Below are 22,309 nucleotides of genomic sequence, written 5' to 3' on the forward strand. Positions count from 1 at the left end.
GGAGGCCCTATGTGCTTGTTGCTGCTTGCTTACCGGGTCCACGCCGGCTATCCGATAATCGTTGCCGCCAATCGCGATGAATTCCATGAGCGTGCTGCCGAACCCGCGCATTGGTGGGAAAGGCCGGATATCTTCGCTGGGCGCGATCTTGAGGGCGGAGGCACCTGGATCGGTATTAGCCGCAACGGGCGAATGGCCGCTGTGACCAACTATCGGGATCCTTCGATCACCGAGCCGGGTGTCGCCTCGCGTGGCGAGTTGCCGGTGACGGCGCTGGCCCGGCATAACGATGCTGATCTGCTCCGGCATTTCCAACGTGAGGGTCACCGCTACAATGGTTTTAATCTCCTGTTCGGATCACCGGCGCGGCTGCTCTACTTATCTAACCGCGGTGCGCGGCGGATCGGGCTTGCAGCGGGAGTTTACGCTCTGAGCAACCACGTGCTCGATACCCCCTGGCCCAAGGTTAGCCGTGGTAAAGCGCGGCTGATTGACTATCTGCGGGGGCACAGCCGGCCCGATCCCGAAGGCTTGTTCGAGCTGCTTCGCGATCGGCATCGCCCCCCTGATACGGCTTTACCTGATACCGGTATCGGTTTGGAGTGGGAACGAGCGCTCGCACCCATGTTCATCATCACGCATCGCTACGGTACCCGTTGCTCGACCGTTATCATCATGAATGAATACAACGAAACCCTCTTCGCCGAACGCACTTTCGATCGCCAAGGCAATCCGATTGGAGATGTGTGTGAGTGGGTTCTGGCCGCCTAGAGATTAGCGGGCGGCGCCCTTGCTGGCGCGCCGATTGGGCCGTGTGTGACCTCGTCAAGAGAACCGCAGGAGATTGCTCGTATGCGAATCATTTTATTAGGCCCGCCGGGAGCTGGGAAAGGTACGCAAGCCGCCGACGTGTGCCGAAGCTATGGCATACCCCAGATCTCCACCGGTGATATGCTGCGCGCCGCAGTGCAAGAGGGCACGTCGCTGGGCCGGGAGGCCAAGGCGGTGATGGACAGCGGTGGGCTGGTTTGCGATGACCTCATCATCGAATTGGTCAAGGAGCGCATTACGCAGCCGGATTGCGCGAACGGTTTCCTCTTCGACGGCTTTCCGCGAACCATTGCCCAGGCCGATGCGTTGCGGGATGAGGGCGTTCGCATTGACTACGTCATCGAACTGCGCCTCGAGGATGAAGAGATCGTGCGCCGCTTGAGTGGGCGGCGCGTTCATCCGGGCTCGGGGCGAGTTTATCACCGCATCCATAACCCACCCACGCTGGATGATCGGGACGATCTGACCGGCGAGCCGCTCGTGCAACGCGATGACGATCGGGAGGAGACGGTGCGCGAGCGGCTTCGCGTCTACCACGAGCAGACCCATCCTCTGGTGGCCTATTATAGTGCTTGGGCCGTGCAGGATGGTTCTGCGGCGCCCCGTTATTTGGTCATCGACGGTCGAGGGGGCGTCGATGAAATCCAAGCGCGGATCCAGACAGCACTTGGTGGCTAGAGCGCCGCTGAGGAGTTTGCGTGCTCGGTGAACGAAGCCTGCAAGCCTGTCGTTGTACCGACACCCGGGAGACTGCGGCATGCGTGCCATCGTTCTTGCAAGCCTGCTTTGGTTGTTGACGGTCGCGACGGCAGCCGTTGCATCCAATGAGCGTGCCTTGCTACTGAGGATCGATGGTGCGATCGGTCCGGCGATAAGTGACCACATCACCACTGAACTGACTCGAGCGGAGCACCAGGGTGCGGCGCTCGTGATTCTAGAGATGGATACCCCCGGTGGGTTGGACACCTCGATGCGCGACATTATTCAGGCCATTCTCAGCTCATCGGTGCCGGTTGTCAGTTATGTCGCGCCGAGTGGCTCGCGTGCGGCCAGCGCCGGTACCTACATTCTGTATGCCTCTCACGTGGCCGCCATGGCCCCAGGAACCAATATCGGCGCCGCAACTCCGGTGCGGATTGGTGGAATGCCGGGCGCACCCTCTCCCAGGCCGGATAAGGAGCCGGACAAAGGGGATCGCGAGGAGGGGAACGAGGTCACATCGGCCACGCCGATGGAGCGTAAAATGGTAAATGATGCCGTGGCTTACATCCGCTCGCTCGCCGAGTTGCGGGGGCGCAACGCGGACTGGGCGGAAAAAGCCGTGCGGGAAGCGGCAAGCCTGCCGGCTCATCAAGCTTTGGAAATGAAGGTCATTGATGTGATGGCCGACAACGTCGCGCAGCTACTGCGCAAGATCGATGGCCGTACCGTGAAGCTTGCAACCGAGAAGGTGACCTTGGCTACGGCGCGGCTGAGCGTGGAGCGGATCGAGCCGGGTTGGCGTACCCGAATATTGGCGGTGCTTACCAACCCGAACGTGGCCTACGTTCTGATGTTGCTTGGTATCTACGGGCTTTTCTTCGAGCTCGCCAATCCAGGTGCAATCCTACCGGGTGTGTTGGGTGGAATCGCCCTGTTGCTCGCGCTGTTCGCCTTCCAGGCCTTGCCGATCAACTACGCCGGCTTGGGGCTGATACTGCTTGGCATCATCTTCATGATTGCCGAGGCCTTTGCACCCAGTTTCGGTGCCTTGGGGCTGGGCGGTGTGATCGCTTTCGTGATCGGATCGGTCATGCTAATCGATACCGATCTACCCGGCTTCCAGCTCTCGATAATGCTCATCCTCGGTTTTGCCGTTGCCAGTTTGCTGTTGTTGATGGCAAGTGCGAGTTTTGCGATACGGGCCCACAAACGGCCTGTCGTATCGGGGCAACAGCAAATGTTGGGCAGCGAGGGCGTTGCAGCGGTCGATTTTCAGGGGACCGGCTGGATCCGTATCCACGGCGAGCGCTGGCGGGCGCAGTGTGCTGTGCCCGTACGGGCCGGTCAGCGGGTGCGGGTTACCGAGTTGAATGGCCTATTGCTGCGGGTGGAGCCTGTCGAGGAATCGAATCGCTAGCGCCGTTCCAATGCTACACTACGCCGCACATTGGGTAGTTACGAGTCTCCATGGAACTCTATCGTGAGGCGATCGAGCGGTTTCAACGCCTGTTCGAACGCGCCCAGAATACAGCTCTGGCCGAGCCGGCGGCCATGACCTTGGCGACGGCTGATCGGCATGGTCGGCCCAGTGCGCGTACCGTCCTGCTCAAGCAGGTGAGCGAGGCGGGGTTGGTATTCTATACCAATACCCATAGTCGCAAGGGCCGGCAGCTCAGCGAAAATCCGCGGGCCGCACTCTGCTTGTTCTGGCAGCCGTTGCTGGAGCAGGTTCTCATCGAAGGGAGTGTACAATTGGTGGCTGCGCAAGAGGCGGATGGCTACTGGGCCACGCGGGAGCGAGCCAGCCAGCTCGGTGCATGGGCATCACAGCAATCGGAGTTGTTGGAGAGCCGGGCATGGCTTGAGAATCGGGTCAGGGAATTGGAGGCGCGCTACGCGGATCAACCGGTGCCCAGGCCACCGTATTGGACGGGGTATCGACTGGTGCCGGATCTGATCGAGTTTTGGCATAGCCGTCCTGGGCGGCTGCATGAGCGTTATCGCTACTGGTTCGAAGCGGGGGCGTGGCGCTGTGGACAGATCCAGCCATAACGGTAAATTGTCGCACGCTGGATCGCCGGCCCCCGGATCGCAGGCTTGTGTCATGGCCGGTGATGAATGCCTCCTTAGACCATCTCCCCATCGTGGGCAACACTCGACAAACGCCGGTCTCGCTCAGGGATACTGCGGGGTGCTTGCTCGAACCAAACACCGACCTGCCGGATAGCGCGCGTCTCCTTTATGTCCCGCCGGCCCCAAGGGGAGATTCTCGCGCTGAGAGCCACGTGCACGGGCGAAACGGGTTTTACCGGCAGTGGCGGGAACGTACCTCGATGCGGATAAGTAACCCTTGGCCCGCAGCGGCGATGCGGCTCGCGTTGCTCTTGCTGATTGCGGCCCTGATCGGCCTAGCCAGCGGCTATGTTACGCTGGCGTTGTTGCTTGCATTGGTGCTTTTCTTGGGCGTCCAGATCCGCAGCTTGGTTCGCTTCGAGCGTTGGCTACGGCAGGGACGTCAGCTACGGCCGCCTCGGTCGGAAGGGCTGTGGGCCACGCTTTTCGAGCATTTCTATCGATTGCAACGTCGCCACCGGGAGCGCCGCCAACGCCTTGCCGAGCTGCTGCGACGCTTCAAGGAGTCAGCCAATGCCATGCCCGATGCCACCGTGGTGCTGCGTGGGATGGGGGAGATGCAATGGTGGAACGCTATGGCCGAGCGCTACCTAGGGCTCGAGTGGCCGCGTGATCAAGGCCAGCGAATTGCCAATCTGTTCCGCCATCCGTTCTTCAGCGAGTTTCTGGCGCATGGCGACTGGTATGGCTCGGTCAAGGTTCCTTCACCGCTCGACGAGCATCTGATATTGGAGATCCGTATCGTGCCTTATGGGCAGGAACGCAAGTTGCTGGTCGCCCGCGACGTGACCCGCCTGCATCGCTTGGAGGTGATGCGGCGCGATTTTGTCGCCAATATCACCCACGAGTTGCGTACTCCGCTGACCGTGATTCAAGGAGTGGCCGAAACATTATCCGAGCAAGAGGAAGCCGGCTCAGAGGATTTCCAGCGATCGCTGGAGCTGATCCAGGAGCAGAGCCAGCGGATGAGCCGGTTGGTGGATGATCTGTTGCTGCTCTCCCGCCTGGAGACCGGTGAGCGTAAATCGGCTGCGGTGCCGGTCGATGTCGCAGCTATGTTGGAGGCGCTTGCCGTGGAAGCCAGCGCGTTGAGCGGCGGTCGACACCGCATCGAGCTCGATATTGACAGAGATCTAAAACTGCACGGTGATCAAACCGAGTTGCGCAGCGCTTTTTCGAATCTGGTGGTGAATGCGGTGAAATACACGCCAGCCGACGGCCGGATCGTCATCCGCTGGTTTGTCGATGACGACGCCGTGCATATGCAAGTGGTGGATACCGGCTTCGGTATTCCGCCGCACCACCTGCCGCGGTTAACCGAGCGTTTCTATCGCGTGGACAGTGGGCACAATGATGCGACCGCGGGCACCGGTCTTGGCTTGACTATCGTCAAGCACGTGCTTAGTCGTCATGACGCACGGCTGGAGATCCGCAGCCAGCTGAATAAGGGCAGCACCTTCGACTGCCTGTTTCCCGTCAAGTTGAGTGCGCGCGGGCTGGCTGCGAGCGCATCGCCAGGGACAAGCTCGCCGTAGCAGCAGCGAGCGTAGCGGCTGACATCCACGTTACCGATGGCCGTCATGGACGTGTAACACAGCTCCAGTACGCTAGGCCCTACCCGAATGTATCGCTTATACGGCAATCTCAAGCCGGTCATTGCAATTTCAAGGGTTAGATTGCCATCCAGTTCAACGCTTGGGGAGATCAGAATGCGAAAAGAATTGACGCGTGTGCTTATGGTCGCTGCCGTGCTGATGGTTGCCGGTGTGGCGAGCGCCGCCGCGGCGAGCAAGAGCAAGCAGATCAGCGGGGCCGGCGCGACTTTCCCTTACCCCATCTACAGTAAGTGGGCCGCGGCCTATCACAAGGCGACCGGGGTTAGAGTGAATTACCAATCCATCGGTTCGGGCGGTGGTATCAAACAGATCAAGGCGGGAACGGTGGATTTCGGTGCCTCGGACGCGCCGTTGACCAAACAGGAGCTTGACGCAGCTGGGTTGGTACAATTCCCGATGATTATCGGCGGAGTGGTGCCAGTGGTCAATTTACCGGGAGTCAAGCCTGGTACGCTGAGGCTGACGCCGCAGACGCTTGCTGGGATTTTCCTGGGCCGGATCAAGCGCTGGGATGATCCCATGCTGCAGGAGCTCAATCCCGAGCTGGACTTGCCCGACTCGCCAATCACGGTGGTGCATCGCTCCGATGGCTCGGGTACGACCTGGGTCTTTACCAATTACCTGAGCAAGGTCAGCTCGAGCTGGCAACGCCAGGTAGGCAACGCCAAAGCGGTCAGCTGGCCCGCTGGGGTTGGCGGTAAAGGCAATGAAGGCGTGGCTTCCTATGTGACTCGGCTGAAGGGCGGAATCGGTTACGTCGAGTTCGCCTATGCGCTGCAAAACCAGATGAATTACGTGCTCTTACGTAACCGCGCGGGTGATTTCACCAAACCGAGTATCGAGGCTTTTCAGGCGGCGGCAGCGGGTGCCGATTGGGCTCACGCGCCGGGTTTTTATTTGGTGCTGACCAATCAGCCCGGTCAACAGAGTTGGCCGATCAGTGGGGCGAGTTTCATCCTGATGCACAAGGTTCAAAACGACCGCACGGCGGGTCGAACGGCGCTCGAGTTTTTCGCTTGGTGCTTCGAGCATGGGAACGAGATGGCGCTGGACCTGCACTATGTGCCATTGCCGCAAAACGTGGTCGATCAAGTCGAAAATGCCTGGCAGGAAAGGCTGGTAGGATCGGATCAGCAGCCGCTCTGGACCCGCGCCGCGTCCCATGAGTAAAGACCTACGGTTTGACCCAACTGACCTAAGCTGGTACACAAAAGCCGCTCACCGAGGCGGCTTTTGGCTGCATGCCACAGCGCGGCGGCGGTACTTTAGTTAATACACCATGCGCGGAGTGCGTTATGGAGCAGGTTGCCAGCATACCGGCGACGGCCGCCGAACGAATCCTGCAGCGTAGACTGCGTCGGGGTCATTTGGCAGATCGATTGTTTGCCTACACCACGATGTTGTTCGCCGGAGTCGTGCTGTTTCTCGTTTTGGCGATTAGCGTAGCCCTCCTGGTTGGTGCGTGGCCCGCTATCCGTCAGTTTGGTTTTGGCTTTCTGACGAGCGCCGAGTGGAACCCGGTGACGGATAACTACGGTGCCGTGGTACCGCTTGTAGGCACATTAGTTACCTCGGCGATCGCGATGATTATCGCCGTGCCGGTCAGCTTCGGCATTGCCGTGTTTATCACCGAGCTTGCGCCACGTTGGCTGCGCCGCCCCATCGGTACCGCCGTTGAGCTGTTGGCGGCTATCCCGAGCATCATCTATGGTATGTGGGGCCTATTTGTGTTCGCCCCCTTGTTCGCCGAATATCTCCAACCCTGGGTAATCGAGCACATCGGCCGGCTGCCGCTGATCGGCGCGCTATTCTCCGGCCCGCCGTTGGGGATCGGTGTGTTCACGGCTGGGATAATCTTGGCCGTCATGGTCATTCCTTTCGTCACCGCCGTGATGCGCGATGTCTTCGAACTGGTTCCGGCCGTGCTCAAGGAATCCGCTTACGGGCTCGGTGCCACCACATGGGAAGTGCTCCGTCATGTCGTGCTGCCTTATACCAAGGTGGGCGTGGCCGGCGGTATCATGCTTGGCCTTGGGCGGGCGTTGGGCGAGACCATGGCGGTGACTTTCGTGATCGGCAACGCGCATCAGTTCAACAGTTCATTATTTATGCCCGGCAATACGATTTCCTCAACCCTCGCCAATGAATTTACCGAAGCGACGGGTGAGCTATACACGGCCGCGCTGATCGAACTTGGTCTGGTGCTCTTTTTTATTACCTTCCTGGTGCTTGCGCTCGCCAAGCTGCTGTTGCTGCGGCTGACGGCGAGAGAAGGTGAGCGTACCTGAGGCACGCAGCCTATGAGTCTGTATGTTCGTCGCCGTATCGTGAACGCCGTGGGGCTGGCCTTGTCGATTTTCGCCACCGCATTCGGCCTGTTTTGGCTGGGCTGGTTACTCTGGACGCTAGTGGCGCAAGGCCTGCCTTGGATCGATCTGAGCGTATTCTCGCAACCTACGCCGCCGCCCGGCGATGTAGGGGGATTGTCCAATGCCATCATCGGAAGTTTGTTGCTCACCGGCAGCGGCATTGTTATTGGAGCGCCGATCGGTGTTCTGGCCGCTACCTATCTATCCGAGTTCGGGCGCAAGACCCATTTGGCTTCGGTGGTTCGATTCGTGAATGATATTCTGCTGAGTGCGCCATCGATCGTTATCGGCGTGTTCATCTATGAGCTGATCGTTTTGCGTACGGGCCATTTCTCAGGCTGGGCGGGAGGCATGGCATTGGCTCTCATCGTCATTCCGATCGTCGTGCGAACGACCGAAGACATGCTCTGTCTCGTACCTGTAAGTTTGCGCGAGGCGGCGGCGGCACTGGGTGCGCCCCGCTGGCGAGTGATCTTCGCCGTCGTCTATCGAGCGTCACGGGCAGGTATACTGACCGGTATGTTGTTGGCGGTAGCGCGCATAAGCGGTGAGACGGCGCCATTGCTGTTCACGGCGCTCAACAATCAGTTCTGGAGCTTAGATATGGGTGGCGCCCTTGCCAATCTACCGGTGGTGATCTTCCAGTTCGCCATGAGTCCTTATGAGGATTGGCAACATTTGGCGTGGGCGGGCGCGCTGTTGATCACGGCGGGGATCCTGGCACTGAACATCATCGCACGCGTACTCGGTAGAGCACGCAAATAGAGTGAGCTAGGCCATGGCTTACGATGGATCGAGTGCACGCGGCCGTATCGACCTGCGGCCTCTTGGCTCGTACAAGCGAGAACAAACTGTCGAAGACGCGCGTGCGCGTCAGAGCTGGACCGCGGGAGTCGAACAAGGCGCTGGACAAGCGGCTAAAGGATCGGCAGTGACCTGTATCGAGGTCCGCGACCTGAGCTTTTTCTATGGTCGCTATCAGGCGCTGCAAGCGATTAATCTGGAGTTGCAGGCGCGCCGGGTGACCGCTTTCATCGGCCCCTCCGGTTGCGGGAAATCGACCTTGTTGAGAACGTTCAACCGCATTTATGAGCTCTATCCGGGCCAGTATGCGACCGGGGAGATTCTCATTGACGGCAGTAATATTCTGGACAAGCGCCAGGATCTGAATCTCCTGCGGGCGCGGGTCGGGATGGTATTCCAGAAACCGACGCCGTTTCCCATGTCCATTTACGACAACATCGCCTTCGGCGTCAAACTCTACCAGCGTCTTAGCCGGTATGATATGGATGAGCGGGTGGAGTGGGCTCTAAGGAAGGCTGCTTTGTGGGACGAGGTCAAGGACAAGCTCAAGCAGAGCGGTACCTTGCTTTCGGGTGGCCAGCAGCAAAGGCTTTGTTTGGCCCGGGCCGTGGCGGTCAAGCCGGAGATTTTGCTGCTTGATGAGCCGGCATCGGCGCTCGATCCGATCTCGACGCTGAAAATCGAGGAGCTCATCGAGGAACTCAAGGGCGAATACACGATTATCATCGTGACCCATAATATGCAGCAGGCGGCCCGTGTCTCGGATTACACGGCATTCATGTATCTGGGTAAACTGGTAGAGTTTGCCGATACCGATACGATCTTCACCCGACCGCGCGAGAAGGAGACCGAGGACTACATTACCGGCCGCTACGGCTGACCTCGGTAGCCGCCACGCAATACACATTGAATAGGGACGGGCCCGAGGTAGTACGCTATGGATAAAATGAGCTTCTCCCATCATATTTCGCAACAGTACAACGAAGAGCTTTGGGGGATTCTCGACAACGTCATGCGCATGGGCGGGCTGGTGGAGCAGCAGCTCGGCGATGCACTGGTGGCGTTGGTGGAAGGGGACAATGAGCGCGGCGAACTCGTGGTGACCAGCGACTACAAGGTCAATGCCTTCGAAGTGCGCCTCGACGAGGAATGCACCCATGTACTGGCTCGCCGGCAACCCGCTGCCAGCGACTTGCGCCTGATCATCGCCGTGGTCAAGACGATTACCGATTTGGAGCGCATTGGCGATGAGGCCGAGCGCATCGCTCGGATGGCGTTGCATCTGCTGGAAGCGGATCGTCGGCGTAGCCCAATGGAAGAGGTGGCGGCCCTCGGAGAATTGGTGAAGAAGATGCTCCACGGAGCGCTGGATGCCTTTGCCCGGATGGATACCGAGCAGGCCGTCAAGGTGGCGCAAGAGGATATCAAAGCCGACTCGCAGTACGAGGCGATCGTACGGAACCTGATTCAACACATGGAGGACAATCCCAAATCCGTGTCGCCGATCATGGATATTCTCTGGTCGGTACGTTCACTCGAACGCATCGGCGATCGATCGCGCAATATCTGCGAGTACGTGATCTACTTCGTCCTCGGCAAGGATGTGCGCCACACCAGTTTCGAGCAGATGGCGGCGGAGGCTACCGGTGATCGCCGTTGAGCAGCAAGAATTCCAAGAGTGCTTTTTGGGCATGGAGTCGATTCTCCGCTTCGTCCCATACCACGCTCTGGGCGCCGTCAATGACTTCTGCCTCGACCTCTTCGCCACGATGCGCCGGTAGGCAGTGCATGAACAGCGCCTGTGGATCGGCGAGCTCCATCAGGCCATCCGTGATCCGATAAGGCGCTAGATCACGCAAGCGCTGCTCGCGCTCGCGCTCTTGGCCCATGCTGGCCCAGACATCGGTAACCACCAAATGGGCTCCGCGTAGGGCCTCGCTGGGTTCGGGAATGAACTCGATGCGGGGATCGGCAAGCCATTGTGGGCCTGGGGCGTAGCCGGGTGGGCAACATACGCGCAGCTGAAAGTCGAGCATGCGGGCGGCATTGACGTAGGAGCGGCACATGTTGTTGCCATCGCCTACCCAGACGACGGTTCGTCCTCGGATGTCGTCCCGGTGCTCCCAGTAAGTCTGCATGTCGGCCAGCAACTGACAGGGATGGAACTCGTCGCTGAGTCCATTGATGATCGGTACTCGCGAGTATTCGGCGAAGCGCGTTAGGGTCTCGTGTCCAAAGGTGCGGATCATGATCGCATCCACCATGCTCGAAATTACCCGCGCCGTATCTTCAATGGTCTCGCCACGGCCGAGCTGGGTATCGCGGGGGGATAGAAACATGGCATGCCCGCCGAGCTGCACCATTCCAGCCTCGAACGATACCCGGGTGCGGGTCGATGCTTTCTCGAAGATCATCGAGAGGACGCGGTTTTTGAGCGGTTCATGGACCAGTCCGTCGCGGCGCATGCGTTTGAGCTCTATACCGCGGCGGATGAGAGCGTGCAGTTCTTCGGCAGTGCAGTCCGTTAAGGTCAGAAAGTGACGCGGATTCATTAGTCATCCTCTGCGCGTGGTGCCGCTGTTAGAGAGGAAGGAAGTGACGAGGTCGATCACGGTGTGGGTGATCCATTGTGCCTCCTCATCCGTGAGGATTAGCGGCGGTAATAAGCGAAGCACGCTCTGTTCGGTGACATTGATCAGCAGTTTCCGATCGAGTGCTTGGTAAACAAGCTCTGTGCAAGGCCACTCGAGTGCGATGCCCTGCATCAGACCAAGGCCACGTACGGCCCGTACCCCGGGCCGTCCAGCCAGCCCAGCCTGAAGCTGCGCAAACATACGCTCGCCGAGCCGGCTCGCTCGCTGTACCAGACGCTCACTCTGCAGTGTTTGCAGGACGGCCAGGCCAACCCGGCAAGCCAGCGGGTTGCCTCCGAATGTGGACCCGTGTGAGCCGGGCTCGAAGAGTTCCGCGGCCTCGCCCCGCGCCAGGCAGGCGCCGATGGGATAACCGTTGCCCAGTGCTTTGGCGAGGGTGAGTACGTCGGGTTTAGCTCCCAGCCGTTGATGGGCGAACCAAGCACCGGTTCGCCCCAGGCCCGTCTGGACTTCGTCGAGCATGAGCAGCCAGGCACGCTCATCACAGATGCGGCGTAGGCCGGTGAGATAGCCCTTATCCGGCACGACCACCCCCGCTTCGCCTTGGATTGGTTCCACCAGCACGGCAACGATGCGATTGTTATTATTACCGGCGCGTTCGACCGCCGCTAAATCGTCGTATGGAACGCGTACGAAACCATCGACCAGGGGATCGAAACCGGCTTGCACCCGCCGATTACCGGTTGCGCTGAGAGTGGCAAGGGTGCGACCGTGAAAGCCGCCATCCATGACCATCACGGTGGGAGTATCGATGTTGCGCTTGCGGCCGTATAGACGAGCGAGCTTGAGCGCAGCTTCATTGGCCTCGGCGCCGGAGTTGGTAAAAAAAATCGCAGCCATGTCGGCGAGCTCGCAGAGTTTCGCAGCGAGTCGCTCTTGCAGTGGAATGCGGTAGAGGTTCGAGGTGTGCAGCAGGGTTCGGGCCTGCTCCGCTATGGCCTGGGTAATCACCGGGTGCCCATGTCCGAGGTTGCAGACCCCGATGCCGCTCAGCGCGTCCAGATAACGCTCGCCCTTGTTGTCCGTAAGCCAAGCGCCCTCGCCGCGTTCGAAGGCGACCGGGAGCCGGGCATAGGTCCGCATCAGCGCGTCCGACATGCCGTCTATCCTCATCGGCGGTACCCGCAAAATAAAAAAACAGCCTCGCGGCTGCTTTCTGCATGCTCAATTATATCGAATAGCCGACGCGGGCGCAGCAAGCGCCCGCGGGGTTCTCAGCGTTATTTTTCAAAGTTTCGGTTGACGAAATCCCAGTTGACCAAATTCCAAAAAGCTTCTAGATACTTAGGCCGTGCATTGCGGTAATCGATGTAGTAAGCGTGTTCCCAAACATCGCAGGTCATCAGGGGCACGACGCTCTCATCGGTCAGCGCGGTCTGGGCATCGTCGGTCTCGACAATGGCCAGCGTGCCATCGGACTTATTCTTGACGAGCCAGCCCCAGCCCGAGCCGAAATTTGCGGCCGTCTTCTCATTGAACTGCTTACGGAACTCCTCGAACGAGCCGAAGCTCTGCCGAATCGCATCCGCGATGGGTCCCTTGGGGTCACCGCCGGCGTTGGGAGCCATGCTGTTCCAGTAAAAAGTGTGGTTCCAAATCTGGGCAGACTGGTTGAAGAGCCCACCGGCGGCTTTCTTGATAATGGCCTCGAGTTCCATGTTCGCGTACTCGGTGCCTTCGATGAGCTGATTGGTCTTATCCACATACGCCTTGTGGTGCTTGCCGTGGTGATATTCCAGGGTCTCCTGGGAAATGTACGGCTCCAAGGCATTTAGCGCATAAGGCAGCTCGGGCAGTTCGATTTTCATGGGTTACTCCTCTGAGTGGTTGTTGCTGTTTGGATACCGGCATAGAGAATCGCTAGCAATCGCCGCCAGTACGATTCCTCTACATAGACCCTACAGGGAGGGACTGGTCCGTCGGGCTTTGGGGAGAATGGTCGCAGCTACGTGATGCAGAACCCTTACTTGATCCGTCGCGTCGTACCACAGCCCATAAAATTTGGCGAACAAACGGGCTGTTCCCATTCCTCTACTTGTAGTACGGAGCGCGGCGATCTCTGAAGAGAACGCAAAACGTCTTCGCCATTTAGTCAAAGCAGTCTAAACACCGCTGCCGCATGTTTCAACAGCATGCCGAATCCGGTCCCGTTGCGGCTAGCCGTCGGCTGTTGGACGGCGGCATTGGCGCCGCGTGCAGCGCTTCTCTCCACGGCAAGGGTAATTCTTCGCTGTTGTGGGAAAAGTCGCTCCGGAATGAGACAATCGAACGCAGGTGATGCAGTCATCTTGCAGGGGACGGGCAGCTAAGCTATAGATTTTTTGTTAGACCCATGCATCGGGGCACGCAGGCGTAATTTGTCCATTAGCTGGATAGGCAGGCCGGATCAACAACAAATGCAACGTTGCCGTCATGGAAAGATATGCTAAACGGGCGAACGGGCGCCGCTCGGGCAAAGATCGCCGTCGATCGCCGGGCTGGCGTTCTGCCGTTCAACTTGAGCGCATCCGCTATCCGGGCTGGTGGGAGCAACTATTGCAGTTTTTAACCCGGTATCTGTTCATGGTACTGGGAATCGTGTTCTTCAACTACTCGCCTGCACCTGGCCCGCTGTGGCTGTCCGCGCCAACGATCACCGCTGTGTTGCTTGGCCACGGTGTTCTTAATACGATTTTGCTTTGGCATGCAGTGCACCGGCCGATCTGTCCGGCACGCTATCGACTGGCTATGTGGGTGGATCTCGTAGCGGTCTCACTCTGCGTCGCCAATGATCCCTATCAAGTTCCACCTTCGGTGCTTGCCTTCATCATGGTTGTGCTCGGTAACGGCATGCGCTATGGCATGGCGCTGTTCGCCGAGGCAATCGTCGGGGCGTTCGCTGGGGCGATGGTGGCGCTGTCGGTGAATGGCGCCGGTGGAATTACCCAGATCACCCCTGGGTTGGTTTTTCTCAACCTCTTCGGTGGCATCATTTTGCTCTACACCTATGTTCTCATGAGCCGTATCGAGCGTTCCCGGTTCAATTTGGAAGAACGCAGCCGGTTGGATAGCTTGACGGGGTTGGTCAACCGGCGTGCCTTGGAAGAGGCGGCCGATGCCCTGCTCAAAAGTCTTTTGGAACATGGTGGTGAAGTTGCGGTGATGCTCGCCGATATGGACGATTTCAAACAGATCAACGATCGCCATGGTCATGCCGTTGGGGATTTGGTGCTGAGGCGTTTCGCCCGTATTTTACAGCGCTCGATTCGCAGTCACGACATAGCGGCTCGCTACGGCGGTGATGAGTTCGTGCTTATCCTGCTGGATATAGATCTCGCTGGCACTGAGCGGGTTGCCCAGCGCATTCAGGAGTCTGTGGCCGCATGGGCACGGGAGAACGCTTTGTGTTGCACAGTGACCTTTGGGCTTGCTGCGGCGCCGCGGCATGGTACTTCGCTGCCGGTCCTGCTCAAGGCTATAGATGAAGCGCTTTATCGCGGCAAGCGCCGCTCGGAGCACGGGGGTGCGGTGGAGTGGGTTACTGATGAAGCCGTAAAGGTCAGCCCGGTCGAAACCCCCATGTTGGTTGATTGAAGCTCAGCCACAGTAGCGAGAGGGCCGATCAATAGAGCCGTCGACCAACTCTCGTGTGGACTCGGGTTGAAGGCGGCATTCGCTTTGCGCCGGGCTTGCGCAAGATGCAAGTTCATGGACCGTGTGGTTGGTTCAGCGCCAATACATGTGTGTCCGCCTGGCCTCACGCTATAAGCGCTAAATAGGGCGGGGCACTACACTAGGTGCAAGGAGCCGACTCACAGCATGAGCAGTCCAATCGATTTGCATGCTCATTCGACCGCCTCAGATGGAGTCTTGTCGCCGGCCGATCTGGTGGTGCGCGCGGCCGAGCGTGGGGTGCGAGTACTTGCGCTTACTGATCACGACACGACTGATGGCTTGCCGGCAGCGTGTCGCAGCGCCCAACTCAGGGGGGTGGAGCTGATCCCGGGGGTCGAAGTCTCCGCTACTTGGGCCGGTCGGACGCTCCACATCGTGGGGCTCGGCGTTGATGCGGACAATGCGTTGCTGCAGCGTGGGTTGACCAACATTCGCTCGACCCGACTGCAGCGCGCCCGGGAAATAGGGCGGATGTTGGAAGGCGCTGGACTCGAGGGCGCGTGGGATGGTGTGCGCACGCTCGCTCAGGGTGATGTTGTGGGGCGTGCTCATTATGCTCGGTTATTGGTTCTGCGAGGTTTGGCAGCGGATCCAAGCGAGGCCTTCCGCCGTTACCTACGCCGTGGTCGGCCCGGCTATGTCCCAGTCCAGTGGGCGGATCTTGATGAGGTGGTGGGTTGGGTGCATCAGGCAGGCGGTCTTGCCGTATTGGCGCATCCGTTACAATATCGATATCCACGCGCTTTTCTGCGGCGGATGCTGGCAGCGTTTGCCGCAGTCGGGGGGGATGCGCTCGAAATAGTCACCGGTGGCAGTACCGCGGAGCAGGTTTCAACCGCGGCGACCTATGCCCGACGTCTGGGCCTCGCGGGTTCGTTGGGCTCGGATTTCCACACTCTCCATCCGCCTTGGAACGACCTCGGGAGCATTAGGCCGCTGCCACGTGGGGTGGTGCCCATCTGGGAGCGTGGCTCATTGCTATCACAAGCAGCGCTCGCTGTCCCTGCTGATGTTAACGCTCCAGGTTGAACTGGCTCGCTGGCTCGCTGGCTCGTTCAGCCGCCGTCGCAAGACCTTACGATCTATTCGGTTTTCTATGAAATCGAAGCAATATGCAAATACCTGCCTTTCCCCGACATACCGTATCGCTGGGTCTTGCGCGGACAATTCGAAGCATTCATGGTAGCAACGGCACTCATAACGCGATTTAGCGATAACGCCGGTACTCTCCTTCGATGGTAGTGCCAATGTTCGTTCCCGGTTCAGCTCCGCCGCGCCGCAGTCGCCGGCGCAGCCACCATACGCGCACGGCAATGATCAGAGTCAAGATGGCTCCCAAGCCGATGACCGTCGCGAGTATGAACGCGCCGAATACGGCCGCCACAGCGGCTACCACTACGAAGGCCAGCGTGGCAAACACTTGCGCCAGCGGGTTGCGGGTCGGTAGGTAGTATTGCTTACGCATCGATCTCTCATCCAAATGCTTTAGCTAATCGACCTCGTTTAGCCGCCGGAGTTCCAGATGTGATATCGGGTATAGCGCAACAACGCTGCGAGAGTGGCCGCTCCTACGTGCAAGTTGCAGCCGTTCTCTCGGGCGGCTTCGCTAACCAACAAGGCCGCTTTTTCAAGTATAACTGGGTTACTTGCCCGAGTCGGTGATGCGGCTTGAACCCGTGTGCGAGCGTTCCACGCGGCCCCACCCGCTTCACCTCTTCGGGTTGGCGCCTTATAGTGTACTAAACTCGCCGTTGCGATACTGAAGGAGCAGGGTGGATCCGAGTCCGCATCCCTATGCAGCCTTAGCACCCGAGACCGTGCTCACGGCCGTGGAGACACTGGGGTTGACCAGCAATGGCCGGCTGTTGGCATTGAATAGCTACGAGAACCGAGTCTATCAAGTTGGCCTCGACGGTGCCGAGCCGCTGGTGGTCAAATTCTATCGCCCAGGGCGTTGGAGCGACCAGGCTATTCTCGAAGAGCACGCTTTTGCGGCGGAATTGGTCGGCTACGAAATTCCGGTGGTTGCACCGTTGCCGTTCACCGGCGCGACATTGCATTACCATCAGGGTTTTCGCTACGCCGTCTTCCCGCGCCGCGGCGGGCGCTCGCCGGAGCTGGACGATCCGGATTGCCGTGTGCGGCTGGGGCGGTTTCTCGGGCGCATTCATGCGGTTGGTGCCAGCCGGGCATTCGCGCATCGACCGGCTCTGGGGATTGCCGACTATGGTGAGGCGCCGCGCCGTTACCTGCTCGAGCAGGGGTTCATTCCAGCGCACTTGGTAAGCGCCTACGAGACGCTGAGCCGAGATCTGTTGGCGGCGATCCGCCGTTGCTATGCCCGCGTTGATGGGCTCAGGCAGCTGCGGCTGCATGGTGACTGCCACCTGGGTAACATCCTTTGGACGGAGGCCGGGCCGCATTTTGTGGACTTGGACGACTGCCTCCGTGGTCCCGCCATACAGGATCTCTGGATGCTGCTCTCGGGAAGCCGTGCGGAGATGACGCTGCAACTCTCGGATTTGCTAGCTGGTTACGAGGATTTTTATGAGCTCGATCGTCGGGAGCTGGTGTTGGTGGAAGCGTTGCGCACGCTGCGGATGATGAATTATTCGGCCTGGCTCGCGCGCCGCTGGTCCGATCCGGCTTTTCCACTTGCCTTCCCGTGGTTTGGCAGCGATCGTTACTGGGAAGAACATGTACTGGCGTTGCGCGAGCAAGCCGCTGCGCTCGACGAACCGCCATTAGTAGTCTAGCCGTGAGCGCAAAGCGTCCGGTTGCCGCTGTAATGTGCCGCCACGGGGAGGCCAGCCAACGTTTGGCCGTAGCGTTGGCGCCGGGCCGGTTTTTGCGTGTTGTTCTACAGCGCCGCCGTCGTCGCACGTTGGCTATTCATGTGCATCGCGATGCTACGGTCGAGGTTCGCGTCCCCGTTGCGTGCCCGCTCGGGACGGTGGTTGAGTTCGTGCGTCGGCGCCGAGCTTGGATCATGCGACAGCTCGAGTGGGTAGCCACCTATCCGCCAACCCGAGCGTTGCAGTATACGCAAGGCGAGCACCATCGTTATATTGGCGAGTGGGTGATGCTTGCCTTGCGCTCGGGCTCGCCCCGGCAGGGACAGCTAGTCGCTGGGCGGTTGCTGCTCACCCTGCGCGGGTCCACCGATCCCACGCGGGTCAAGCGGCTTTTAGAGCAATGGTACCGCGATCGGGCGAGCGAGATCTTCGCCGAACGCTTGGCGTATTGGAGTGAGCATCCCGCCTATGGGGGGCTGGGGCTGCCGCCGTTACGGTTGCGGCGTATGTCACGCCGTTGGGGCAGCTGCTCCTCCCGTGGTGTCATTACCCTCAACACTGGCTTGGTGAAACGGCGCTTGGAGCTGATCGATTACGTTGTCGTTCATGAGCTCTGTCATCTGCGGGTGTTCGATCACTCGGCCAGATTCTATGCCTTATTGGATAAGGTACTACCGGACTGGCGCCGGCGTCACCGAGCTTTAGCCCATCTTTAACGCTCTCTGCCTGATTTCGGGCTGATTTGGGCGTGTATGCGAAGAGAAGTTATTGATTCGTATAGTGGCGAGGGTGGCGCGCTGGATGTAGTGCCATAATATTTGTTGTTATCCCTTGTGCGGAGCGCCCGCCCACGCTAGCCTCGCGGGCATGTTCATCCGCCGCACCCAGACCCGCAGCACGGCCACCGGCGAGTCGTATGTCACGTATCGTCTGGTGCGCTCCGAGCGGCGCGCCGGTAAGGTCCGCCAGCGCACCCTGTTGAACCTGGGGCGGCACTTCCCAGTGGCGCAGGCACACTGGTCGGCGTTGTGTGCGCGCATCGAGCAACGGCTCAGCGGCCAGGCGGCGCTGTTCGACGAGGAGGGGAAGGGCCTCCCGCTCGCCGTCGAGCGCCAGGCCGAGCGTATTGCGGCGCGGCTGCTCGCCGAGCAGGGCGGTACGCCGGCACCGGCCGATGCTGGCGGTGTACCCGGCGGTGGGGGTGACGTGCAGTCGGTGGACGTGGACTCGCTCTCACTGGTGCGCCCGCGCTCGGTGGGCGTCGAGCAGCTCGCCCTGTGGGCGCTGCGCCAGGCGGGCTTGGAGGAGCAGCTCCAAGCGCTGGGGCTGACCGGCCCGCAACGTGCGGCGGCGCTGGGGCTGATCGTTGCCCGCATGGCCGCCCCGGGCTCGGAGCGGGCGACGTATCAGTGGCTCGCCCGGCGCAGCGGCCTCGGCGAGCTGCTGGAGGTGGACTTCGAGGCGATGAGCCCGATGCAGCTCTACCGTACCTCCGATATCCTGCTGCGCCACCGCGCGGCCCTCGAAGGGCATCTGTTCGCCCGGGTGAGCGATCTGTTCGCGCTCGCCCCGACAATCACGCTCTACGATCTGACCAACACTTACTTCGAGGGCGAGGCACCGGTCAATCCGGCCGCGCGCCACGGCCACTCCAAGGAGCGGCGCAGCGACTGCCCGCTGCTCACCCTGGCGCTGGTGCTCGATGCCTGCGGCTTTGTGCGCCGCTCGCGGGTCTTCGCTGGCAATGCGGCCGAGGCGCAGACCCTCCAGGGGATGCTCACCGGCCTCGCGGCGCCCGCCGGCGCGCTTGTGGTCATGGACCGCGGGGTGGCCACCGAGGCCAACCTCGCCTGGCTGGCCGAGCAGGGCTACCGCTATCTGGTGGTCAGCCGCGAGCGCCGCCGCGCGGTCGATTTTAAAGAGGCCATCACCCTCGACAACGCCGGCGGGCAGGCCGTGGAGCTACTCAAAGTGCCCTCGGCCGATGGCCAGGAGGTGCGCCTGTATTGTCGCTCCGAGGGCCGCGTGCGCAAGGAGCAAGCGATCGCCGGGCGCCTGATGGACCGCTTCGAGGCTGGGCTCGACAAGCTTGCGACCGGACTCAGCCGGCGGGGCACCACCAAGCGCATCGACAAGCTCTGGGAGCGCATCGGGCGGCTCAAGGAGAAAAGCCGCGGCCTCGGCCAGCACTACCACATTGAAGTGATCGCCGGTGACAGCGGCGAGCGCGCCCGTGCGATCCACTGGCAGCGCCTGCCCGTGAAAGGCTCTCTGGTCACCGAGCCGGGCGTCTATTGCCTGCGCAGCAACGAGACCGGCTGGGACGAGAAGACAATGTGGCGCACCTACATCATGCTCACCGACCTTGAGGCGGTCTTCCGAAGCCTGAAATCGGAGCTCGGCCTGCGCCCGATCTTCCATCACAAGGAAGAGCGCGCCGAGGGGCACCTGTTCATCACCGTGCTCGCCTATCAGTTCGTCCAGCTCATCCGCCACTGCCTCGCCGCCCACGGCATCTGCGAGCGTTGGAGCACGCTACGCGATACCCTCGCCGGCCAGTGCCGGGTCACCGCCACGTTCAACCGCGGCGATGGCCGCACCCTGCACGTGCGCAAGGCCACCCGCGCCGAGCCCGATCAGGCGCGAATCTATCAGGCCCTCGGGGCCGATCCCGCCCCGGGCGGCGTGCAGAAAACAATCGTGTGAGCCCGCTGATTTATAAAATGAACGTAATGTAGTGCCACTCGCCGCCGCGGCCGATCTTAACTCTCTGAGTATCGCGAAGTTATTTTTGGGGACGTTAAACTTGGGTTAGGGCCCGTCTAAAGTGGATTTGATGCGCTACACTGAAACTCGCGCGGCGCGTTTGCGTTCGTGCTCACGCAGCAGCTTCTTGCGCACCCGGATGGCGTTGGGGGTTACTTCCACCACTTCGTCCTGATCGATGATCTCCAGTGCCTGCTCCAGCGTGAGACGCAGGGGGGGCGTCAGGATGATGCTCTCGTCGCTGCCGGCGGCCCGAATGTTGGTCAGCTGCTTGGCTTTCAGTGGGTTTACGAGCAAATCGTTGTCGCGGCTGTGAATGCCGATGACCATGCCTTCGTAGACTTCGTCGCCTGGGCCGATCAGCAGCCGGCCGCGCTCCTGGAGGTTGAACAGCGCGTAGCCAAGCGCGCGGCCGCCGGCATTGGAAATCAGGGCCCCATTCGGACGCTGGCCGTATGGTCCGGGTTTGACGGGCCCATAATGATCGAAGACATGGTACAGCAGCCCGCTACCCGAGGTTGCGCTGAGAAACTGGGTGCGAAAACCGATGAGCCCACGGGCCGGTATCAGGTAGTCCAGGCGGATGCGGCCCTGGCTGGGGGGGTGCATGTTTTGCAGTGCACCACCCCGCGCCCCGAGCTTCTCCATGACGGGACCTTGGTGGAATTCGGCTACATCCACGCTCACCCGTTCCCAAGGTTCTTGGCGCTCGCCATCGATCTCGCGGATGATCACCTCAGGGCGGGAGACGCCGAGTTCGTAGCCTTCGCGGCGCATATTCTCGATCAGGATGGACAGATGCAATTCGCCGCGACCGCAGACACGCAGCTTATCCGGATCCTCGGTTTCCGTTACCCGTAGGGCGACGTTGTGTTGGAGCTCGCGCTCGAGGCGTTCGCGAATCTGCGGGGCGGTAATGTACCGTCCATCACGCCCGGCAAGCGGCGAGGTATTCACCTGGAATGTCATGGCAATTGTAGGTTCGTCGACGCTCAGGGGTGGCAACGCTTCGACGGCACCGGGATCGCAGAGGGTATCCGAGATCTGCACGTCTGCCACACCCGAGAACGCGATGATATCGCCGGCCTGCGCGTCGCTCACCTCGATGCGGTTCAGTCCGAGGAAGCCGAGCACCTGCAGGATGCGGCCGGCGCGGCGGCCGCCTGCGCGATCAATCGTCACTATCGGTCTATTGGTCCATACGCGCCCGCGTTTGATCCGCCCGATGCCGATGAGGCCGACGTAGCTACTGTAGTCAAGCGCGCTGACTTGCATCTGAAATGGCCCCTCGGGATCGACGGCCGGCGGCGGCACATGATCTCGAATGATCTCGAACAAGGCGGTCATGTCTCCCGTTCGAACGGCCGATGTTAGGCTCGCGTAGCCGTTCAAGGCGGAGCAGTAGACCACGGGGAAGTCCAGTTGTTCGTCGCTCGCGCCCAGTTCGGCAAATAGATCGAAGGTTTGATCCAGGACCCAGCTTGGGCGTGCCTCCGGCCGATCGATCTTGTTGATCACTACGATTGGCCGAAAGCCCTGCGCCAGCGCTTTATCGGTAACGAACCGGGTTTGGGGCATGGGGCCGTCGACGGCGTCCACCAATAGCAGCACGCTGTCGACCATTGACAACACCCGTTCCACCTCGCCACCGAAGTCGGCGTGGCCGGGGGTGTCGACGATATTGATGCGATGACCTTGCCACTCGATTGCCGTGTTTTTCGAGAGGATGGTAATACCGCGTTCGCGTTCGATCTCGTTGGAATCCATGACACGCTCGGGCAGCGCGCCCCGGTTCTGAAGACTGCCGGAGTCTTGTAGAAGGCGGTCGACCAGGGTCGTTTTACCGTGGTCGACATGGGCGATGATGGCGATATTGCGGAGTTTTTCAATCACGTTTGATGCCGGCCGTTCGTTGCTTGGCGCGTATGATCGTCGAAGCGGCTACAGCTGTCGAGCGTTTCGTGCGCAACAGTGGCTCCGCCGAT

General features: G+C 60.4%; 20 protein-coding genes. 15 read left to right on the top strand and 5 right to left on the bottom strand.

Annotation, left to right across the window (positions count from 1 at the left end; genetic code table 11):
* Positions 1–9 precede the first annotated feature (9 nt).
* The 10 genes from NB231_RS00750 to phoU all read left to right on the top strand — a co-directional run bounded on the left by NB231_RS00750 (position 10) and on the right by phoU (position 10,115).
* Positions 10–771, top strand: a complete 762-nt coding sequence (locus NB231_RS00750; protein WP_004998831.1) for an NRDE family protein — start codon at positions 10–12, stop codon at positions 769–771.
* Between the two features lie 81 nt (positions 772–852).
* A complete protein-coding gene (gene adk, locus NB231_RS00755) occupies positions 853–1,509 on the top strand; it encodes an adenylate kinase (protein ID WP_004998834.1) in 657 nt (218 codons plus the stop codon).
* A gap of 79 nt (positions 1,510–1,588) precedes the next feature.
* A complete protein-coding gene (locus tag NB231_RS00760) occupies positions 1,589–2,950 on the top strand; it encodes an NfeD family protein (RefSeq protein WP_004998837.1) in 1,362 nt (453 codons plus the stop codon).
* Positions 2,951–3,000: 50 nt separating this feature from the next.
* Positions 3,001–3,585, top strand: coding sequence for a pyridoxamine 5'-phosphate oxidase (gene pdxH / locus NB231_RS00765; protein ID WP_004998840.1), 585 nt, complete (start codon positions 3,001–3,003; stop codon positions 3,583–3,585).
* Positions 3,586–3,866: 281 nt separating this feature from the next.
* Complete coding sequence (phoR, locus tag NB231_RS00770; RefSeq protein WP_040661504.1) at positions 3,867–5,201, top strand: phosphate regulon sensor histidine kinase PhoR; 1,335 nt, start codon at positions 3,867–3,869, stop codon at positions 5,199–5,201.
* 174 nt (positions 5,202–5,375) lie between these two features.
* Positions 5,376–6,452, top strand: coding sequence for a phosphate ABC transporter substrate-binding protein PstS (gene pstS, locus NB231_RS00775; RefSeq protein WP_004998844.1), 1,077 nt, complete (start codon positions 5,376–5,378; stop codon positions 6,450–6,452).
* A 125-nt stretch (positions 6,453–6,577) separates the two neighbouring features.
* Positions 6,578–7,570: a phosphate ABC transporter permease subunit PstC gene (gene pstC, locus NB231_RS00780; protein WP_004998846.1), complete on the top strand. Its 993-nt coding sequence runs from the start codon at positions 6,578–6,580 to the stop codon at positions 7,568–7,570.
* A 12-nt stretch (positions 7,571–7,582) separates the two neighbouring features.
* Positions 7,583–8,416 (top strand): phosphate ABC transporter permease PstA, encoded by an 834-nt coding sequence (gene pstA, locus NB231_RS00785; protein WP_004998848.1) that lies wholly within the window; start codon positions 7,583–7,585, stop codon positions 8,414–8,416.
* 13 nt (positions 8,417–8,429) lie between these two features.
* Complete coding sequence (pstB, locus tag NB231_RS00790) at positions 8,430–9,335, top strand: phosphate ABC transporter ATP-binding protein PstB (RefSeq protein WP_004998851.1); 906 nt, start codon at positions 8,430–8,432, stop codon at positions 9,333–9,335.
* 57 nt (positions 9,336–9,392) lie between these two features.
* Positions 9,393–10,115: a phosphate signaling complex protein PhoU gene (gene phoU / locus NB231_RS00795; RefSeq protein ID WP_004998853.1), complete on the top strand. Its 723-nt coding sequence runs from the start codon at positions 9,393–9,395 to the stop codon at positions 10,113–10,115.
* Here phoU and argF read toward each other — a convergent pair.
* From argF to NB231_RS00810, 3 genes are all read right to left on the bottom strand, one after another.
* On the bottom strand, positions 10,096–11,007 hold the full coding sequence (gene argF, locus NB231_RS00800; RefSeq protein WP_004998855.1) for an ornithine carbamoyltransferase: 912 nt from the start codon (positions 11,005–11,007) through the stop codon (positions 10,096–10,098). The genes phoU and argF overlap by 20 nt on opposite strands.
* Positions 11,008–11,010: 3 nt before the next feature.
* Positions 11,011–12,207 (bottom strand): aspartate aminotransferase family protein, encoded by a 1,197-nt coding sequence (locus tag NB231_RS00805; protein ID WP_004998856.1) that lies wholly within the window; start codon positions 12,205–12,207, stop codon positions 11,011–11,013.
* Positions 12,208–12,329: 122 nt separating this feature from the next.
* Positions 12,330–12,917 (bottom strand): superoxide dismutase, encoded by a 588-nt coding sequence (locus NB231_RS00810; protein ID WP_004998858.1) that lies wholly within the window; start codon positions 12,915–12,917, stop codon positions 12,330–12,332.
* 604 nt (positions 12,918–13,521) lie between these two features.
* On the opposite strand from NB231_RS00810, the gene NB231_RS00815 reads away from it, so the two are divergent.
* Both NB231_RS00815 and NB231_RS00820 read left to right on the top strand, forming a co-directional pair.
* The gene (locus NB231_RS00815; protein ID WP_004998861.1) at positions 13,522–14,682 is read left to right on the top strand and encodes a sensor domain-containing diguanylate cyclase; all 1,161 of its coding nucleotides are present in this window, start codon (positions 13,522–13,524) and stop codon (positions 14,680–14,682) included.
* Between the two features lie 225 nt (positions 14,683–14,907).
* The gene (locus NB231_RS00820) at positions 14,908–15,792 is read left to right on the top strand and encodes a PHP domain-containing protein (RefSeq protein WP_040661507.1); all 885 of its coding nucleotides are present in this window, start codon (positions 14,908–14,910) and stop codon (positions 15,790–15,792) included.
* Between the two features lie 178 nt (positions 15,793–15,970).
* On the opposite strand, the gene NB231_RS00825 is transcribed toward NB231_RS00820, so the two are convergent.
* The gene (locus tag NB231_RS00825) at positions 15,971–16,228 is read right to left on the bottom strand and encodes a hypothetical protein (RefSeq protein ID WP_004998864.1); all 258 of its coding nucleotides are present in this window, start codon (positions 16,226–16,228) and stop codon (positions 15,971–15,973) included.
* Between the two features lie 307 nt (positions 16,229–16,535).
* On the opposite strand from NB231_RS00825, the gene NB231_RS00830 reads away from it, so the two are divergent.
* From NB231_RS00830 to NB231_RS00840, 3 genes are all read left to right on the top strand, one after another.
* On the top strand, positions 16,536–17,519 hold the full coding sequence (locus tag NB231_RS00830) for a serine/threonine protein kinase (RefSeq protein ID WP_004998866.1): 984 nt from the start codon (positions 16,536–16,538) through the stop codon (positions 17,517–17,519).
* Between the two features lie 2 nt (positions 17,520–17,521).
* Positions 17,522–18,274: a M48 family metallopeptidase gene (locus tag NB231_RS00835; RefSeq protein WP_156776853.1), complete on the top strand. Its 753-nt coding sequence runs from the start codon at positions 17,522–17,524 to the stop codon at positions 18,272–18,274.
* A gap of 151 nt (positions 18,275–18,425) precedes the next feature.
* Complete coding sequence (locus NB231_RS00840; protein WP_004998877.1) at positions 18,426–20,264, top strand: IS1634 family transposase; 1,839 nt, start codon at positions 18,426–18,428, stop codon at positions 20,262–20,264.
* A gap of 135 nt (positions 20,265–20,399) precedes the next feature.
* Here NB231_RS00840 and typA read toward each other — a convergent pair whose 3' ends face one another.
* Positions 20,400–22,217 (bottom strand): translational GTPase TypA, encoded by a 1,818-nt coding sequence (typA, locus tag NB231_RS00845; protein WP_004998880.1) that lies wholly within the window; start codon positions 22,215–22,217, stop codon positions 20,400–20,402.
* Between the last annotated feature and the right edge of the window lie 92 nt (positions 22,218–22,309).

This window comes from Nitrococcus mobilis Nb-231, assembly GCF_000153205.1.
Lineage (GTDB): Bacteria > Pseudomonadota > Gammaproteobacteria > Nitrococcales > Nitrococcaceae > Nitrococcus > Nitrococcus mobilis.